Annotated in this window: 15 protein-coding genes; 10 read left to right on the top strand and 5 right to left on the bottom strand. The window is 53.2% G+C overall.

The genetic code is table 11. From position 1 onward, the window contains the following. The first annotated feature begins 1 nt into the window (after nucleotide 1). The 3 genes from Q4544_RS02310 to Q4544_RS02300 all read left to right on the top strand — a co-directional run bounded on the left by Q4544_RS02310 (nucleotide 2) and on the right by Q4544_RS02300 (nucleotide 4,164). Nucleotides 2-1,276 carry a Wzz/FepE/Etk N-terminal domain-containing protein gene (locus Q4544_RS02310; RefSeq protein ID WP_303503776.1) on the top strand — a complete coding sequence of 425 codons (1,275 nt, stop codon included), beginning with the start codon at nucleotides 2-4 and terminating at the stop codon, nucleotides 1,274-1,276. Between the two features lie 561 nt (nucleotides 1,277-1,837). Continuing rightward, complete coding sequence (locus tag Q4544_RS02305) at nucleotides 1,838-2,503, top strand: sugar transferase (protein ID WP_303503774.1); 666 nt, start codon at nucleotides 1,838-1,840, stop codon at nucleotides 2,501-2,503. Between the two features lie 149 nt (nucleotides 2,504-2,652). Beyond that, nucleotides 2,653-4,164, top strand: coding sequence for a hypothetical protein (locus Q4544_RS02300; protein WP_303503772.1), 1,512 nt, complete (start codon nucleotides 2,653-2,655; stop codon nucleotides 4,162-4,164). Nucleotides 4,165-4,167: 3 nt separating this feature from the next. Here the strand turns inward: Q4544_RS02300 and Q4544_RS02295 are convergent, their stop codons facing one another. Beyond that, nucleotides 4,168-4,725, bottom strand: a complete 558-nt coding sequence (locus Q4544_RS02295; protein ID WP_303503770.1) for a serine O-acetyltransferase — start codon at nucleotides 4,723-4,725, stop codon at nucleotides 4,168-4,170. A gap of 12 nt (nucleotides 4,726-4,737) precedes the next feature. Continuing rightward, a complete protein-coding gene (locus tag Q4544_RS02290) occupies nucleotides 4,738-5,496 on the bottom strand; it encodes a WecB/TagA/CpsF family glycosyltransferase (RefSeq protein WP_303503768.1) in 759 nt (252 codons plus the stop codon). Between the two features lie 191 nt (nucleotides 5,497-5,687). Here Q4544_RS02290 and Q4544_RS02285 point away from each other — a divergent pair, with 191 nt between their 5' ends. From Q4544_RS02285 to Q4544_RS02265, 5 genes are all read left to right on the top strand, one after another. Next, nucleotides 5,688-6,812 (top strand): Gfo/Idh/MocA family protein, encoded by a 1,125-nt coding sequence (locus tag Q4544_RS02285; RefSeq protein ID WP_303503766.1) that lies wholly within the window; start codon nucleotides 5,688-5,690, stop codon nucleotides 6,810-6,812. Then, the gene (locus Q4544_RS02280; RefSeq protein ID WP_303503764.1) at nucleotides 6,800-8,047 is read left to right on the top strand and encodes a glycosyltransferase family 4 protein; all 1,248 of its coding nucleotides are present in this window, start codon (nucleotides 6,800-6,802) and stop codon (nucleotides 8,045-8,047) included. The genes Q4544_RS02285 and Q4544_RS02280 overlap by 13 nt, the downstream gene beginning before the upstream one ends. Then, nucleotides 8,044-9,015, top strand: coding sequence for a glycosyltransferase family 2 protein (locus Q4544_RS02275; protein WP_303503762.1), 972 nt, complete (start codon nucleotides 8,044-8,046; stop codon nucleotides 9,013-9,015). Before Q4544_RS02280 ends, Q4544_RS02275 begins: the two co-directional genes overlap by 4 nt. Before the next feature lies 1 nt (nucleotide 9,016). Continuing rightward, on the top strand, nucleotides 9,017-11,119 hold the full coding sequence (locus Q4544_RS02270) for an NAD-dependent epimerase/dehydratase family protein (RefSeq protein WP_303503761.1): 2,103 nt from the start codon (nucleotides 9,017-9,019) through the stop codon (nucleotides 11,117-11,119). Between the two features lie 63 nt (nucleotides 11,120-11,182). Further along, nucleotides 11,183-11,938: a CpsD/CapB family tyrosine-protein kinase gene (locus tag Q4544_RS02265; RefSeq protein WP_303503760.1), complete on the top strand. Its 756-nt coding sequence runs from the start codon at nucleotides 11,183-11,185 to the stop codon at nucleotides 11,936-11,938. Nucleotides 11,939-11,983: 45 nt separating this feature from the next. Here Q4544_RS02265 and Q4544_RS02260 read toward each other — a convergent pair whose 3' ends face one another. Beyond that, a complete protein-coding gene (locus Q4544_RS02260) occupies nucleotides 11,984-12,349 on the bottom strand; it encodes a hypothetical protein (protein WP_303503758.1) in 366 nt (121 codons plus the stop codon). After that, entirely contained in the window at nucleotides 12,346-13,800 is a 1,455-nt protein-coding gene (locus Q4544_RS02255; RefSeq protein ID WP_303504006.1) for a UbiA family prenyltransferase, read from the bottom strand. The genes Q4544_RS02260 and Q4544_RS02255 overlap by 4 nt, the downstream gene beginning before the upstream one ends. A 135-nt stretch (nucleotides 13,801-13,935) precedes the next feature. Between Q4544_RS02255 and Q4544_RS02250 the strand changes: the two genes are divergently transcribed. Next, nucleotides 13,936-15,627 (top strand): glycosyltransferase family 39 protein, encoded by a 1,692-nt coding sequence (locus Q4544_RS02250; RefSeq protein ID WP_303503756.1) that lies wholly within the window; start codon nucleotides 13,936-13,938, stop codon nucleotides 15,625-15,627. A 49-nt stretch (nucleotides 15,628-15,676) separates the two neighbouring features. On the opposite strand, the gene Q4544_RS02245 is transcribed toward Q4544_RS02250, so the two are convergent. Further along, nucleotides 15,677-16,483, bottom strand: coding sequence for a crotonase/enoyl-CoA hydratase family protein (locus Q4544_RS02245; RefSeq protein ID WP_303503754.1), 807 nt, complete (start codon nucleotides 16,481-16,483; stop codon nucleotides 15,677-15,679). A gap of 117 nt (nucleotides 16,484-16,600) precedes the next feature. On the opposite strand from Q4544_RS02245, the gene Q4544_RS02240 reads away from it, so the two are divergent. After that, nucleotides 16,601-17,641 (top strand): AraC family transcriptional regulator, encoded by a 1,041-nt coding sequence (locus Q4544_RS02240; RefSeq protein ID WP_303503752.1) that lies wholly within the window; start codon nucleotides 16,601-16,603, stop codon nucleotides 17,639-17,641. Nucleotides 17,642-17,673: the final 32 nt, after the last annotated feature.

Here is a 17,673-nt window from a genome sequence, read left to right as displayed (position 1 = left end):
GATGAATAGGCTTGCCACACTCGAAGAAATCATTGGCGCAATTCTGCGCCATATTGTGCTTTTGGCATTGGTTGTGGCTCTTGGTGTCGCAGCCTCGCTTTTTTACGCGCTTAGCCTGCCTCGCGAATACGAGACGACCGCGGTTATCCAAATTGAGCAACCACAGGTCCAAGCACAGTCCGTCGCAGCAGGTTCCTCTGTGAATGCCCAGACATTGCAGCAGTTGCAAATTATCGAGCAACGCGTGATGTCACGAAACAACCTTTTGGCCATTATCAGCCGCGAAAACCTTTTTGCGGAATTGCCTGACATGACGGACAACGACAAAGTGGTCGCATTGCGTCAATCAGCACAAGTCAGCCGCGTTGCAGACCCAGCATTGGCCTGGCGCCCAGACATTATCCCGACGGCTTTGAACATCACTGTTCGCCTCGGCGATCCAGAAGTCGCAGCACGGGTAGCTAATACTTTGGTTAGCAACGTTTTAGATGAAAACCGCAATAGCCGATCAGAGCGGGCCAGCGAAACTTTGGCTTTTTTCGAAAGCGAAGAAGCACGCCTTGGTGGCGCAATCTCCTCTTTAGAAACCCGTATTTCTGATTTCAAAAGAGCCAACTTCGATACGCTCTCCGGTGGTCTATCAGGTCAACGTGATCAGCTCGCCATCTTGCTTCAAGACAAGCTGAAAATTGATCGCGAATTGATCGAATTGAACACTGGAAACCGAGGAACTCGGAACACAGTTTTCACAAATAGAATTGCGCAAGCGGAACGGCAGCGTGACCTTTTGACAGGTCGTATCAATGCAATCAATTCACTGGTGCAAGGCGCGCCAGAGGTTGAGCGTGAACTCAGCGGACTTGAACGCGAGCTACAAAAACTTACGGATCAGTATCGCATCATTACGCGAAATCAGGCCGAAGCCGAAATGAGTTTGATGCTACAGGCAAGCCAACAGGGTGAGAGCTTTCGCATACTTGAAACCGCCATTATCCCGGAAAATCCAATAGCGCCAAACCGTAAACGGATTGCCTTAATGGGATGTATTTTGGCTGGTCTCGCAGGTATCGCTTTGGTCGCATTCTTAGAGATGCGGAACCCAATCATTCGTACCGAAGGTCAGCTCGAACGGCACCTCGGATTGCGAGCCGTTGCCGTAATTCCGAACGTTCATGTTGCCAGCGAGCGCGCATGGCGCCGCGTCTTCTGGATCATTGGTTTGGCTGTTTTTGCGATTGCTGTGCTGATCGTGCTGGCCATGGTATCTGGCCGGTAAGGCGGACATCATACTTAGACTCAAAGGCGCCTTATTGGCGCCTTTTTTTGTTTTATCTAAATGACAAAAGCGAATCAAATTACCCGCATCAAGAGAACTCAACCGGCTGTTCTCCTTCGGTTTTAAAGAATTCTTCTGATTTCGCGGTATTGATGACCTAAGGGAAACAGTTCAAACCCTTGATTTGGAAACAATCACCACTAAAAGCTAATTATTCTTTCAATTTAGCCAACTTAGATTTGGATATTTTGCCGGAATTATGACAATAATGTGCGGAATTTTACCGCATTATTGGAAAAATCCTTTGAAACCAACGCATTACACCTATGCGTGTGTGGCATTTTTCTGGACGATTTTCGCCACATTTGATATTGTGAGTCTGAAAGTTACTAGGAAGCATTTAGCAAAACATTAGACGGAACTACTCGTCCGCTGCTGAAGGAGTTCAGCAATCGGGGGCAACGGTCAGGACGAGAGACCTTCCAGAAACCTCAGGGATAATACTGCGCATTCTGCGTCGTAGAGGGAGTTTTGTTGTCTGTTTCGGGAAAAGGAAATGGGATGGCTTATTTTGATCGGCGCGAAATCGCGCTGGGTCAGCGTGGTGAGAGTTCGGCCCCCGGACTGTATCGACGCTTTGCGAAGCGTTTGTTTGACCTATGTGTTGTGACCCTGCTGGCAGTGCCAGTTCTTATTGTCGTTAGCCTTTTGGCTGTCGTGGTTGCTATGGACGGGAAGTCTCCGTTTTACTTGCAGAAGCGTGTTGGCCACAACGGTCGTGAATTCTTGATGATTAAGCTGCGCAGCATGGTTCCTGATGCGGACCGTCAGCTCACGAAATACCTATCCGAAAATGCCGAAGCCCGCCGCGAGTGGGACCTGATGCAAAAGCTTCAGTTTGATCCGCGCATCACGCCTATCGGCAGCTTCATCCGCAAAACCTCTTTGGACGAATTGCCTCAGCTCTGGAACGTTCTAACTGGCAACATGTCATTGGTTGGCCCGCGTCCTATTATGACGTGCCAAAAAGAAATTTATCCGGGCGAGGCGTACTACAATATGCGCCCAGGTATCACCGGCCTTTGGCAGGTGTCAGAACGCAACGAAGCAAGCTTTGCGCAGCGTGCGTTCTACGACAACCTTTATGACAGCGAGATCACCTTTGCGTCCGACATCTCAATCATGATGCGAACTGTCGGTGTGGTTTTCCTGGCCAAGGGTCGTTAACCAAAAGATATATTGAAACACCGCCATGAAATCGGCGCGTTTCCTTGCTACATACTGTTTCAGACTTTCACCGAGTCGCGCCTGCGTTCCTAATCTGGAATGTGGGTGTTGGCTTTGGTAGATGCAGAAACACAAGGACTGATGGCAGAATGCCCAACAGCATTGCCTTTCTCGTATTGGCCGCATGGCCACTGGTGATGGTGGCCCTGTTTCGGCTGCTGCCTCCGGGGCGTGCGCTGGTCTGGTCGCTATTGGGTGGTTACTTGCTACTACCACCGCATCCGACGGCATTTGATTTCCCATTGATGCCGCCACTCAGTAAATTGACACTCCCAAACGTCATGGCACTGATCATTGTCATGGTGATGGTACGACCTAAGCTAGAACTATTGCCGCGTTCGACGATCGGCAAAGTCCTGACGCTGACCTTTGTCTTCTGCCCAGTCTTCACAGTATTAACCAACCCAGAACCGGTGATCTTCGCGACTGGAGGTTTACGCGGATTGCATCTGATGGACGTTGTCGCATTGGTTATCAACCAAGCGATCCTGTTGATCAGCTACCTGCTGGCCCGCCAATTGTTGAATACCAAAGAAGACCTACGCGATCTTCTGATCGCAATGATGATCGCAGGCGTTGCCTATGGCTTCCCTATGTTGCTCGAAGTGCGCCTTAGCCCACAGATCAATACGTGGGTCTATGGCTTCTTCCAGCATAGCTTTGAGCAAGCCATTCGTAGCGGCGGGTTCCGATCCCTCGTTTTCCTATCTCACGGCATCTGGGCCGCGATGCTGGCAATGATGACCCTGTCTGCCGCGATTATCCTGTGGAAAAATGAAAAGGGTAAAATTCGGATTTGGGCTTTTGCCGCCGCTTTGTTCTTAGCGGTGGTTTTGGTGCTCAACAAAACCCTTAGCCCGGTACTATATGGCGCCGTTGTTATCAGTGTGGTCGTCATGAGTTCGTGGCGCGTTCAGCTCCAGGTCGCGGTGCTGTTGGCGATGCTTTCCATTGGCTACCCGGTGATGAAAGGCGCGCAATTGGTGCCAGAGGCACAAATTCTTTCCCTCGCAGCTGCCGCAAGCGAAGACCGCGCCGGATCTCTTAAATTCAGGTTTGATAACGAAAACATCCTGATGGAGCGCGCCCGAGAGAAACCCCTGTTTGGTTGGGGGTCTTGGGGCCGCAATCACATCCACGATCCCATTTCAGGAACCATCATGACGGTGTCTGATGGACGTTGGGTCATCACGCTAGGTGTTTTTGGCTGGGTCGGCTTCTTGGCTGAATTTGGGTTGCTGGCCTTACCCATATTCCTATTGGCCTATGTCGCCTCTGGTACAAAACGCGTTGTATATAAGAAGCGTCGTCAACAGGCGTCGGTTGCTATTCCGGTGCGTCGTGTTTTGACTGATCGCATCGAAGAACACGCACTTTCCCCGATTACGGGCGGGATTGCATTAGTCTTAGCGCTCAACATTGTAGACCTTTTACCCAACGCCACGCTGACGCCATTAACATGGCTTCTGGCTGGCGCATTGCTTGGGTATTCAGAGCGTATCATCCAACAACGCGAAGAGTTCTTGTCGTTGAAATCTACCGATAAAGTGCCGCTGGAAAATAGTGGTGTGTTGGCGAAGACCCGAGAACCGGTGATCTAGCCCTCACTCTTTGCTGCTACCCGAAACAACAGCTTTCGCAATCACGCGTGCAGGAATACCAACGGCCGTTTCGTAGTCGCCAATATCTGCAGTAACTACCGCATTTGCCCCGATCTGTGCGTGCTTTCCGATTGTAACGGGGCCTAGGATTTTCGCACCCGCGCCAATATCAACGTGACCATCCAATTCGACAATATCCGCCAATGTAACTTGTTGGAAAATCAAGCAGTTTGGCCCAATCTTGCAATGTTGATGAATGACAACTCCGTTCGGATGGGGCAGGCGTAAGCCACCCTCGATGGACGTATGCAAATGGATTTCGCACTGCGTGATAACAGACCAGAACCGATGGTTCAGCACCCAGTATTTTGACGCCAGTCGCCCCAAAAATCCCCCAACCACCTGAGCTTTTTGATACCGGCGGATAGAGCGCAGCAACTTTGGGCCCGGGTCCCAAAACGCACGAATGTCTTCCCGCGACCAATCGGGCTCCGTCGCGGATACGGTTTCGTGGTGCTGCAAAGCGCGTGGCTCTTGTTCCAAAGCAGGGGACTCATTCATAACATGCCACCTCTATTGATCTATCTGTCGCATGCGACGCGCATTTCGCCAATGGCCCGGCAAGATGGCAAAGCATGACATATATCGCCGCCACATGCGTTTCGGATTGCTTAACAATCGCCATAGCCACTCCATAGCCATCATCTGCGCCCATTTGGGGGCTCGCGCCTGCGTGCCCGCTAGGAAATCTAGTCCGGCACCAATGCTTGCGAAGCCAACATTCGGAGCGAACTCGCGCCCTCGCGCAGCCAATGTCTCTTGCTTGGGTGCGCCCAACGCCAAGAAACACAGACCAGCGCCCGAGGCTTGCACAGCCTGCAGCATATCAGCCGCGTCGCTTCCGTCAGGATCAAACCCAAAAGGAGGCGCAATTTGCGCAACCACTTTTAGTCCGGGCACCTTGCGTTCCAAGACCAATGCCGCCGCCGCTAATGCCTCTTCCGTACTTCCCAACAGGGCCACGCCACGACCAGCAGCTGCGGCCCATTCAGCCAGTGGAATGACCAGCTCTGATCCGGGCATCAACTCAACCGGATGCCCCGCCGTACGCGATAGCCAAACAATCGGATTGCCGTCTGCCACAACCAAATCTTGTGCATCATAAGCGTTAAAAAATGGCGCACTGTCAGACAGTTTTACAAGGTGATCTAGGTTTAAGGTTGCTAGGGCAAAGCCCTGTTTTTCCTTAAACTTCGCTTGCACACGGGTTTGCAATTGCGCCTTTGTGGGCACATTGACGGCAATTTGGCCATGAGCGGTTTGAAACTGCATAAAACCTTCCCGCGATGCTTTCGCTTGGTTTACCATGAGCAGAAGCAAATGCCATGTACTTGAATGCGGATTTTTTCATTGTGCGGCAAATGCCTGACGTGTGACTTATTCTTGTCGATTTTGACACGTAGGTCACTTGGCAAAACAAGGCCCATAGCGGTCTAATAATGTAGGGGCGAGCAGGCCAAGATATGAGTTCTGTGTTTATTATCGGCTGCGGCTTTGTTGCGGATCTTTACATGCGGTCCCTAACGACCTTTCCGCATGTGAATGTGGCGCGTGTCTATGACCGCGATCCCAACAGGCTTTCTGCATTCGCCACACATTGGAACCTGCAAACAGCAAACTCCTTGGATGAACTTCTAAATGATGCACCTAAGGGCAGCTTGATCTTAAACCTGACCAATCCACGCAGCCACTACCAAATCAACAAAGCCTGCCTTGATGCAGGCCATCACGTCTATTCCGAAAAACCGCTCGCCGTTTCGATGCAAGAGGCAATAGCCCTGCACAAGCAGGCAACAGACCTTGGCCTAACACTGGCCTCAGCGCCGTGCAGCTCGCTCAGTGAAACCGCCCAAACCCTTGGCAAAGCCATTCGTGACAACGTCGCTGGGACACCACGCCTGATCTACGCCGAATTGGACGACGGTTTTATCCCGCAAGCTCCGTTTAAAGATTGGCAAAGCGAATCCGGTGCCCCATGGCCCGCCGAAGATGAATTCCAAGTTGGTTGCACCTTAGAGCACGCCGGTTATTACCTAAGCTGGTTAATCGCTTGGTTCGGCTCAGTACGCCGGGTTGTCGCGGCATCCGCCGAAGTTTTGCCAGACAAAGACCCAAGCGGGCAGGGCACCCCCGATGTATCCGTCGCCACGCTATTCTTTGATAACGGTCCAGTTGTTCGGCTAACGTGCTCGATTGTGGCCCCGCACGATCACCAAATTCGCGTGATCGGCGACAATGGGGTGCTGCACGTCAAAAAAGCATGGGACAACACCGCCCCTGTAAAATTCCATCGCCGCATGCGCATTCGTCGTCGATTGCTGGAACACCCCCTTGGCCGCCGGATCAAACTCGGCCACGCGACCCATCCCAAAGTCGGCCGTTGGGGTGCTGCCTCAATGAACTTTGCACTTGGCCCTGTCGAGGTACTTGATGCCATTTCAGAAAACCGAGCTAGCCGACTGTCTGGTGATTTTGCACTGCATCTAAACGAAGTCACCCTGGCCATTCAAAACGCTGGTGACTCATCTGGCGCACAAGATATGACCACCCGCTGTGATCCAATGGAGCCGATGCCATGGGCGACCTAAACCGCATCGCGTATCTTACTGGGGAATACCCAAGGGCAACGGATACATTTATCCAACGCGAAGTCGCGGCTTTGCGCGATTTGGGTCACCATGTCGAAACATGTTCCATCCGACAAACGGGTGTCGAGCATCTGGTCGGCGAAGAACAACGCACAGAAGCCGCCCGCACATTCTATGTGTTGAAAGCGGCCAAAGCTCCTTTGCACCTGCTCAAATGCCACTGGAACTTCCTTCGCGAAAATCCATCCCGCTATTTCAAATCATTGAAACTTGCGCTGCAAACCAATCCGGGTGGGCCAAAGTCCACGTTTTATCAACTGTTCTACTTTGCAGAGGCGGCGGTTCTTGGTGACTACCTGCGTCGCCAGAACATCACCCACCTGCACAATCACATCGCCAAATCTAGCTGTTCGGTTGCGATGCTGATGTCAGAAATGACAGGCATCCCCTATAGTTTCACACTGCACGGCCCAGACATCTTTTTTGCGCCTGACCATTGGCGGCTAGATAAAAAGATCGAAAAAGCCAGCTTTGTGGCCTGCATCAGTCATTTCTGCCGCTCCCAAGCGATGAGCTTTTCAAACCCCGCCCATTGGAACAAACTCCACATTGTGCACTGCGCGATTGATCCAGATCGGTATGACGACGCATCAAACAAAGGCGGCAAACGCCTGTTGTTCGTGGGCCGCTTGGCCGCGGTCAAAGGCCTTCCGATTTTGCTGAATGCAATGGCAGACCAACCTGACCTAAGCCTTACAGTCATCGGCGACGGCCCAGATCGCGCGGCGTTAGAACAGCAATCCGCTGACCTCGGTCTCGCAAGCCGCGTGACATTTGCGGGATACAAATCACAATCCGAAGTCGCGACCGCATTGACCGAACATGACATTTTTGTCCTGCCCAGCTTTGCCGAAGGTGTCCCAGTTGTCCTGATGGAAGCCATGGCTGCCGCGCGCCCTGTCATCACAACACAAATCGCAGGTATCCCAGAGTTGGTGACGCACGAAGCGTCTGGCATTCTGATCCCACCCGGAGACGAAACCGCACTTAAAACCGCCCTGAAATCCCTCGCGGATAACCCAGAAAAGCAAGTGCAAATGGGGCAAACCGGCCGCGCCAAAGTGGTTGCAGAGTTCAACCTAAACCACGAACCCGCATGGCTGTCGCAGCTTCTAACCGGATACGCTAATGATACGCCGCCGCAATCCATTCGCCCACCGGAGGCATCGAAATGACAGCAAAACTCGCCGTCATCGCCATTGGCCGTAACGAGGGCGCGCGCCTAATAGCTTGCCTTGCGTCGCTACAAGGCAAAGCGGATCGCATAATATATGTCGACTCTGGGTCAGTGGATAACTCCGTTGCCAATGCGCGTGCAGCAGGGGCTGAAGTTGTTGAATTAACAGCCGATAAACCCTTTACCGCCGCCCGCGCGCGACGCGAAGGATATGAACATTTGCAATCCGGCGACATGCCAGAATTCGTGCAATTCATTGATGGCGATTGCATTGTTGTGGATGGCTGGCTTGATCATGCCGTAGCAGCCCAACAAGCCGACTCCAACCGCGGGATCGTCACCGGCTGGCGCCGCGAAATCCATCCAGAAGCGAGCCTTTACAATGACCTGTGTCACGACGAATGGAACCGCCCAGCCGGTGACATTCTAACATGCGGCGGCGACATGATGGTGCGCCCACAAGCCTATGAAGAGGCGGGTGGATTTGATGATACCGTTATCGCCGCAGAGGACGACGAATTCTGCGTCCGCCTTCGAAAACAAGGCTGGACGATCCACCGCATTCCACAAGAAATGACAAAACATGATGCGGCCATGCTGCGCTTTGGCCAATGGTGGCAACGCGCCATTCGGTCTGGCCATGGGTTTGCCCAAGTGGGCTACATGCATCCGCCATACTTTGCCAAAGAGCAAAAGCGCGTTCTGATCTACGGTGCCATCACTCCATTTCTTGCGCTGCTATTCCTGATGACAGCACCCATGCTGCTTATCCTTATCGCCGCACTTTACAGCATCAATTATTGGCGCACCGCCAAGGGGCTTATCGCAAATGGTATGATCCCAACCCGCGCCTATCGTCATAGCGTTCTCTTAACGCTGTCCAAAATTCCAAACGCCCTCGGCATGGCCATCTTCCATTGGCGCCGTCTAAAAGGGCGGAACATGCAGATCATTGAGTATAAATGACATGACCCAAACACCTATTCGCACAGCCATTATTGGCGCAGGCTACATCGCTGATTGGCACGCCGAGGCCCTAAAGGTCACGAATGGCGCAGAGCTGACAGCGGTCTGTGATCTATCGCAATCCTCTGCAAATGCCTTCGCAGAGGCTTATGGCATCACCGCTTACACCGATCTGGACGAAATGATCGACGCGGATGTCTGTGACGCGGTCCATATTCTAACACCACCAAACTCCCACGCGATGCTAGCTGAAAAATGCCTGCACGCCGGGCTGCACTGCTTTGTCGAAAAACCGGTCGCCCTAAGTCATGCCGAAACCCAAACTGTGGTGCAAGCCGCGGAAGAAGCAGGTAAAACCTTTGCTGCCGGGCATAACTTCATGGGCTTGCCAAGCTACCAGCGTTTAAAAGCTGCGAAAGAGAATGGCGATCTGGGGCGCATCACCTCTGCCGAAATCAACTGGCATTTTCCATTGGCACCGCTGCGCTCAGGCCCCTTTGGCTTATGGCTGCTGCGCGAGCCAAAGAACCTGCTTCTGGAACTCGGCCCGCATCTCTTTGCTTTCGCCGTTGATCTACTGGGCCCGGTAGAGGTTGAATACCTCAGCCTCGGCAAACCCATCGCATTGCCCGCAGATACAGATCGCCCGCAAAGCTGGCGTATTCTTGCGCGGGCAGGGGACGTGGATGTGACCCTGAACATTTCAATGGTTGAAACCATGGACGACCGTTCAGTCACACTGCGCGGCACAACGGCCCAAGCACGCTTAAGCTACGCGCATGATACGCTGGTGGTTGAGGGCGAAAACGCCTCTGATCTCGTGCTAAATCCACTGCGCAAACAGCTTAACCTTGCAGGTCAAAACCTGCGCGAAGGTGTGGTGAACGCCACCCGTCAGCTGGCCTCACTAAACCGAAAATCGGCTTATGGTATTAGCTTCCAAGGCGCATTCTCGGCCTTTTACGACAGCTTGCAGAACGACACACCACTTGACGCACGTTTCAACGGCCCAGCCGCGTTGAACGTCATGCAGGCCATCGACGATACACTGGCGTTGCTTCCGAAACAGGCCGCAAAGCCACAGCCCAAAACAAAGAAAAAGCCTAAACCCTCTGTCCTCGTGATCGGTGGAACCGGCTTTATTGGCCGTGCACTCACGCGCAAATTGGTGGAACGCGGCAAAGACGTGCGCGTGCTGTCACGCGGTAACACTGGCCCGTTTGATGACATCGCGGATCATGTGGAATTGTACTCGGCACCGCTTTCAAATCGCGAAGCCCTGACCGAGTCCATGCAAGGGATCGAGGCTGTCTACCACCTAGGGAAATCCATGGACACCACCTGGGAAGATTGCCTTAAAAACGACGTTGGCGTCACGGTTGGCATTGCCGAGGCCGCCATTGATGCAGGTGTGAAACGCTTCATCTACACCGGCACGATCGCTTCCTACGACATGAGTAACCCCGAGGAAACCATCACCGAAACCACGGGTTTCGATGATGGCATGCAGGACCGCAACCTCTACGCCCGCTCCAAAGCGAAATGCGAGCAAGAGCTTGAAATATTGCACAATACCAAAGACCTACCGCTCGTCATTGCGCGACCCGGAATCGTCGTCGGGGCAGGTGGCCCATTGCAACATTGGGGCATAGGCCGCTGGCACGGCGCGGGCGCTGTCCGTATTTGGGGCAACGGCACGAACATCTTGCCATTCGTTCTGATTGACGATGTCGCCGAAGGCCTCGTCCTGATGATGGAAAACGAAGACGCCATTGGCCAATCCTTCAACTTGGTCGCCGACCCGATGATGTCAGGCCGCGATTACTTTGCTGCGATCCACCATCAACTTGGCGCCAAGATCAAAGTCGCCACGGGCAACCTTACCGCATTCTGGATGGCGGATGCCGTCAAATACGTGCTGAAAAAACACGCGCTCCGTCGTCATGGGGTCATTCGCCCGTCTTTGGCAGATTGGAAATCACGCGCACATCTGTCACCCTTTGATAACCAGCACCCCAAAGAAGTTCTCAACTGGCAGCCAGAAGCCAGCAAAGCGGAATTCATCCGCAAAGCGATAACCGAGGCCAATCTTCTCGGATTTTAAAGAACGCCATAATTTCCCCCCATTCTTGCGCTAAACCCGCAGAGATTGAGACAGGATAGACTGATGACAAACGAAACGCTCCCGAGCGCCAAAAAAAGCAACATTTACATGACGCTTGGCGACGAGGCTCAAGTTCTCTGGGATGAAATGCACCAGATCGAACTCGATCAGGCGCATCTGCTGCGCAATCGTATCGTGACCGCACAGAAATCTGACCCAGCGCACAAGCGATTTGACATGCTGCGCACGCGCCTATTGCTTGCGATGCGCGAAAACGGCTGGAGCCGTATCGCCGTGACCGGTGTGACCGAAAGCTGCGGCGCAAGCTTTGTTGCTGCTAACCTTGCCCTGTCCGTCGCGCGCATGGAAAGCGTACGCACCATCCTGTTTGATATGCATTTCACCAAGCCAAGCCTTGCAGGCATCCTTGGTGTGCATAACCCGGGTCGCCTGTCTGACTACCTTGGTGGTCACATTGCCCCCGAAGAATACTTGATCCGCGCAGGGCAGTCGCTGGCACTGGGCTTGAACGACACCAAAGTCATCAACTCGTCTGAATTGATCCAGCAAATGATGACCACCGATGTTCTGTCAGAAATGCAGGATTTGCTGTGCCCGGATATGGTGATCTTTGATCTGCCATCCGTACTCGACAGCGATGATGTGCTGGGTTTCTTGCCAAACGTCGATGGCGTTTTGCTGGTCGTCGGCGGCGGTCAATCACTCCCCGAAGAAGTACAGCGCGCTGAACAAGCGCTCGGCGACCGCGCCCAACTATTGGGTGTCGTGCTGAACAAGGCGGAAAGCCTGTTCTCCTAAGTCACCACAAATTCAGAGAAATTCAAAAGGCGTGCAAGGAAACTTTCACGCCTTTGCCATGACCACCAGACCAATGGTGATAATCAACAGACCCATAACGCGGGTCATGTTCCAAGGCTCGCCAAGCCCAAACACGCCAATCAGGAACACCACGATAAAGCTCATCGCGACAAACGGGTAGGCCAGCGAAAGGTCGAGCTGCTTCAACGCAAACAGCCAGAACAGTGTCCCAATTCCATAAAGCACCAGCCCAACCAAAATGAACGGTGACCCAGCAAAGCCGATGATTTTGCTCATCACCGCTGCGTCTGGGGCAAAGCTAATGCGCGTGACTCCCATCTTAAATGCCGTTTGGCCAAAGGCGGATAGGGTGACAGAAATAAAGACCAAAGCAAAAGAATGCAGCGTCATAGCGCGACCCCGTTCAGAGTTAAGAATTTAGAGGCCAGCACGACCATCACCGTCAACAATAGCGTCAATTGGCTGGTGCGATCCCGCATCGCAAAGACCACGGGATCATCGTCAATCTCATCCCGCAGCGCTTTAAGCCAGGCGCGGAAGATCCAGAACATGATCAATGGCGCAATCAACCACAGGATCTCTACCGCACCATAGGTCGCCGCCACAAACGCGCTGTTCAGATACAGCGTTAAGGTCAGCACGGCTAACCCACCACAGGACACGCCCATCGGCAAAATCGCGGTCAGGTCATCCACCAAATACCCGCGCGCGCCGTCTTTGCCCGCGGCCTCAACCCGGCGCATTTCGGTGTAGCGTTTCATGAACGCAAGGCTGGCAAAGAAGAACAGTGAAAAGTTCAACAACCACGGTGACAACGCCGCACCAATCGCCACACCACCCACAAAGATGCGCAGCGTATATAGACAGGTCAGAACAACCACATCAATCACAGGTTTATGCTTTAGCCACGTCGAATAAAGCGTTGTGGATAAAACATAAAACAAAAAAAGCCCTGTAAAGGCGAGCCCATAGTAAAGCGCACTGACACCAAGGCTGACAATCAATAAAACGGCAGAAGCAATGACGCCTTTCACCGGTGACAACGTCCCCGCAGCAAAGGGACGAAACCGCTTTTTCGCGTGGTGCCGATCCGCCTCAATGTCCAACAGATCGTTGAAGATATAAATCGCCGAGGCACAAAAACTAAAGATGATCACAGCCAACAGCGCGCGCATCACCAATTCCGTATCGCCATATTGGTGCGAGAAGAACAAAGGCAGCAATATCAGCGCGTTCTTCGCCCATTGGTGAGGGCGCATCGCGCGTCTGATACCATCCAGAACCGAGTGTTTCTCGCGAATATCCAAAGAAACACGTCCCTCAGGGGCGACCAAATCCGAAGCAGGGGCCGGTGCGTTCACAAAACCGCTGACAGCCGCTGACTTCCAAATCACCCGATCCGCATTGGAATCGCCAAGGTATTCAAACGCCTCGCCGCCATCTTTTTTGATAGCCTCAAGTTTGCGCGCACCTTTCAGGTTATCGCCATCGGTCGACGCAATAACCGCGTCAAACAATCCCAAATGCGCAGCAACCTTTTCAGCCACACGAATATCCGTGGCGCTTGCCAAAACAACACGCCGACCACGCGCCTTTTCGGCCCGCAAATACTCCAGCACCTCAGGAACATAGGGCAGGGTAGCGGGATCAAACTCGCCGTCCTGTGCTAGAAATTGCTTTGCTTCAGCACGGCCTTGGGTCAACGACCGGGCCAACGGGCCCCAAGCCTTTGGGCGCGCAACCACTTGCAACAGCAGTTCCTGCGCGACATCGGTGTTCACCAAAGTCCCATCAAGGTCCACATAAAGTGGTAAATCTATGTCTGACAAAGTCGCGTCCATCACTGTCACTAGGATTTTTCTCGTGTTTTTCAGTATTTGTATCCGCTTTAGTGCAAAATCACTTCAAAAAATTGACCCAATTAAGGTTTAAGTGGGAAACCAACGATACCTAACTGGCGAAGCACAAGGCACATTATGAACAGTTCAACGACTCCACGCTCAGAATGGGCCATTCTGTTTGGTCTCTTTTTGGCGGCCTTTGCCATTCGTCTAATCGGTATTAATCACGGTGTTGTCCTTGGGGATGAACGCATCAACGAAGCGGCCAAGGTGCTAACCGGTCAGCTTGTCCCGGATCAGCATTTCTATCCGCCTTTGATGAACTATCTAACCGCCGTGCTTTATGGCGCTCTCTATGCCGTCGGCAAAGTCACGGGTGTTTGGGCTGATTCCGCCGCCTTTCGCGCGCAGTATTTCCAAGACCCAACCATCTTTGTGGTCACCGGTCGGGCCTTGGTCGGTTTCATAGGCGCTTTGATGACCCCCATCAGCTATCGCATTGCGCGCCTGCTCAACCTAACCCGAACAGAGGCGCTGGTCGTTGCCATCTTTGCCGCCCTGGCACCGATTTCTGTCTACCTTTCCTATATTTACAAGGGCGACGTGCCCCTCGCCACAGCCACGCTTTGGACTGTGCTGCTGTTGATCCGCAAGTATCAAACGCCCAATCTCAAACGTGTCGACATCGCCCTTGGCATCGCGATGACCTTGGCGCTTAGCTTCAAGCATTCATTTATCTTCCTGATGGCGCCACTCTTTGTGGCCTATGTGGCCGTGATGCTACCGCACCTCGGCGCAAAGGGGCTGTTGGCCTCTATCGGGCGTATCTTCTTCACTGGTCTTGTGCTGTGGCCGATCCTGAACATCGGGATCGTGCTGGATTTTGAAACCTTCCTCGCGTTCCAGAAAATCCAAGCGGTCATGTCCATCACCGAAGGGGCCACGCTCTATGATGCGCTTACCTTGTTGGGCCAACGTATGATCCATTGGCAAAGCGGCCTTGGCTTTGTGATGCCGCTGGCCTTCCTTGCCTTCCCGCTTTTGGCCCCGCGCTTTAACCAACCTCTCAACCTGATTGTCATCTGGCTTGCGGTCGTTGCGGGCATGATCCTTGTCGCCTACCTCGTGCGCCTGCGCCAGCCAGAGCATTTGTGGGTTAGCTTCTTTGTGGTCGTTCAACTGTTTGGGGCCTTGGCCCTGATCCAACTGACCCGTTTCATTAAGCCCCTTGGTGTCATGGCAACCGCCGCCGCTCTCGCGCTTGCACAAATCGGTAGCATCGGCGTGTGGCAAGAAACGGTGGCCCGACCAATCGCAGTGGACATTGCCGAGCACCTGAAAACCCATTTCCCAGATCGCAAAGCTGTCACAGGTATTCCTTTGCCGATCCAGCAATCACGCCCGGCACAAGATTTCGAATTCGCCCGCGTCGAAGCCACCGCCGCGAAATACGAGGTGATCCTCCCAGAACGCGCCGCCGAACGCCGCGTGCCGGAAAACAATCCAGAGGCTTATTTTATCTTGCCGTTACCCAACCCAATGTCTGGACTGGAAAACGCCAGCGACGAGGATCTAAAGGGCAACATCCAAGCCTACGCTTGGCCACCCCAGCAAGAGGACTGGACATTGGATGCATGGCTGGCCGAAGGCGTGGAACTCTTTGTCGTGTCAAACTTGCCCTACCTGCAACGCGAAACATCCTCGACCATGCTGCGCGCATTCTACCAAGACCTCGGCGCACGCTGCGCGATCACCGCGCAATTCGCTCCCCGAAAGCCACTGTTTATCGAGCGCCATACAGTTATCCTCGATTGCAAAGACGCGTAAAAAATGGCGGGCACCCAGATGAGGCCCGCCGTCACCACTTAAACCCTAATTAAGAATTCGGTCGAACCCGCGCCGCTGTCTTATTCGCAAAAGCTTCCAACCGTTCGCGGGCAGGGGCCTGCGTATTAACCACACCTGCAACCACAGCCTCTGCATAAGAGGCATCCATCGCCGACATATTCTTCATGTGGCTCACCGCCGAACAAATCGCAAAGTTGGTTAATGGCAGGTTCGCCGCCGTCCGTTTTGCCAACTCCATCGCTTTATCAAAGCTTGACCCATCAACCAGATACTGCGCCAATCCCAGATCAATGGCCTCTTGCCCCTGATACACGCGACCGGTCAGCATCATGTCAATCATGCGGGCCTTGCCCACCAAATCCGTCACCCGGATCGTCGCGCCACCACCGGTGAACAACCCGCGCTGACCTTCTGGCAAAGCGAAATAGGTGCTTTGATCCGCCACACGAATATGCGCCGCGCTGGCCAGCTCCAGCCCACCGCCCACAACCGCGCCCTTTAGGGCAGCGATCACCGGCACACCTCCATATTCCATCTTGTTAAACGCCTCATGCCACCGCAGGCACACATGCATGAAGTCTTCTGGCGAACGGTCTGCTTTATGGTGCTCCACCAAATCCAAACCTGCGCAGAAGTGATCCCCTTCTGCCGTCAAAACAATCGCCCGCGCGCCACTCCGGGGCGCTTTATCAAACAGCTCCACCATCTCTTCGATAGTGTCGAGGTCTAGCGCATTACGCTTCGCCGCACGGTTTAACGTGACAACCCAAACACCATCTTCGCCAGCGGTGATGGCGAGGTTTTTAAAGTCTGATAGATCAAGCGTTCGGCCCATGGTGGATTCCTGTGTATGAGTTTTGATGACATATATCTTGCGAATTTCAGGCGTTATATGGCGTTAATGGACAAAGAGTTTGCATTAAGTGACAAATAACGCCAACTTACCCAAGCAATGCACACCCCAACCGACACCAATGACCATCTCGCAACTGTTTCCTTCGCTTTGTTGCAAGATTGGATAAATGCGCTGCAATCCATCTGTCCGCCGCGACAGCTTGCGGCTTTGCTGGATCAATCGGGCATCGGCGCAATGCACAGCATTGATCTAGGTCGAATTTCGCACCATCAATTCGTGCAACTCTACCAACTCGCCGCCGTATCAACTGGCGACGAGATGATGGGGCTCTGGAGCCGTCCAATTCGGGCTGGCGCGCTAAAACATCTGTGCACCGTCATGATGGGCGCATCCTCAATGCGTGGAGCGCTTTTTCGGTTCACGACGTTTTGGAATCTCTTGTTAGATGACTTCCGACTGGAATTGACCGAAGACGCAACTGGCCTTCATGTTGACCTCATCCCAATTACGGACCAAAGCCCGCAACGGTTTGGCCACATGCTACTGCTCAAACTCACCCATGGCATCACCTCTTGGCTTGCTCACCGGGAACTGCCGCTTATTTCAATTGAATTCCCATTCAAACGCCCATCTTTTGCCGAAGATTATGCAATCCTTTTCCCGGCGCCGATTTACTTTGACAGCAATCACGCACGCATCAGCTTTGAACCAAGCGTCGCGCAGCTTTCAATAAATCGCACCGATGTCGAGTTGAACGCATTCCTAAACCGCGCCCCGCGCGATTGGATTTTCACAACTTTCCGCGAACACTCGCTACCCCTGCGCGTCCGGTCCCTCATTGCGCCGCTACAAGAGGGCGGGGATGACCTGCAATCCGTTGCATCAGCCCTGTATATGACGCCACGCACCCTCATCCGCCGTTTAAAAGCAGATGGCACATCGTTTCAATCCATCAAAGACGGCCTCAGACGCGACATCGCCATTCTCGCACTCTCTCAGCACTCCAAATCCATCGAAACCATATCTCAATCGGTCGGCTTTTCGTCAGTAGCCACATTCCACCGGGCATTCAAACGCTGGACAGGCCTAACCCCAAGCGCATACCGCAAAGCACAACTCGGTCCAAAACCGAATTAGCATGTAAAATCATTGATGATATTTGGGAGTAA

Origin of the sequence: Cognatishimia sp. 1_MG-2023 (genome assembly GCF_030548175.1) — a bacterium.
Lineage (GTDB): Bacteria > Pseudomonadota > Alphaproteobacteria > Rhodobacterales > Rhodobacteraceae > Cognatishimia.
Note: the sequence above shows the minus strand (reverse complement) of the source record. Positions and strands in the feature narration are given on the sequence as shown.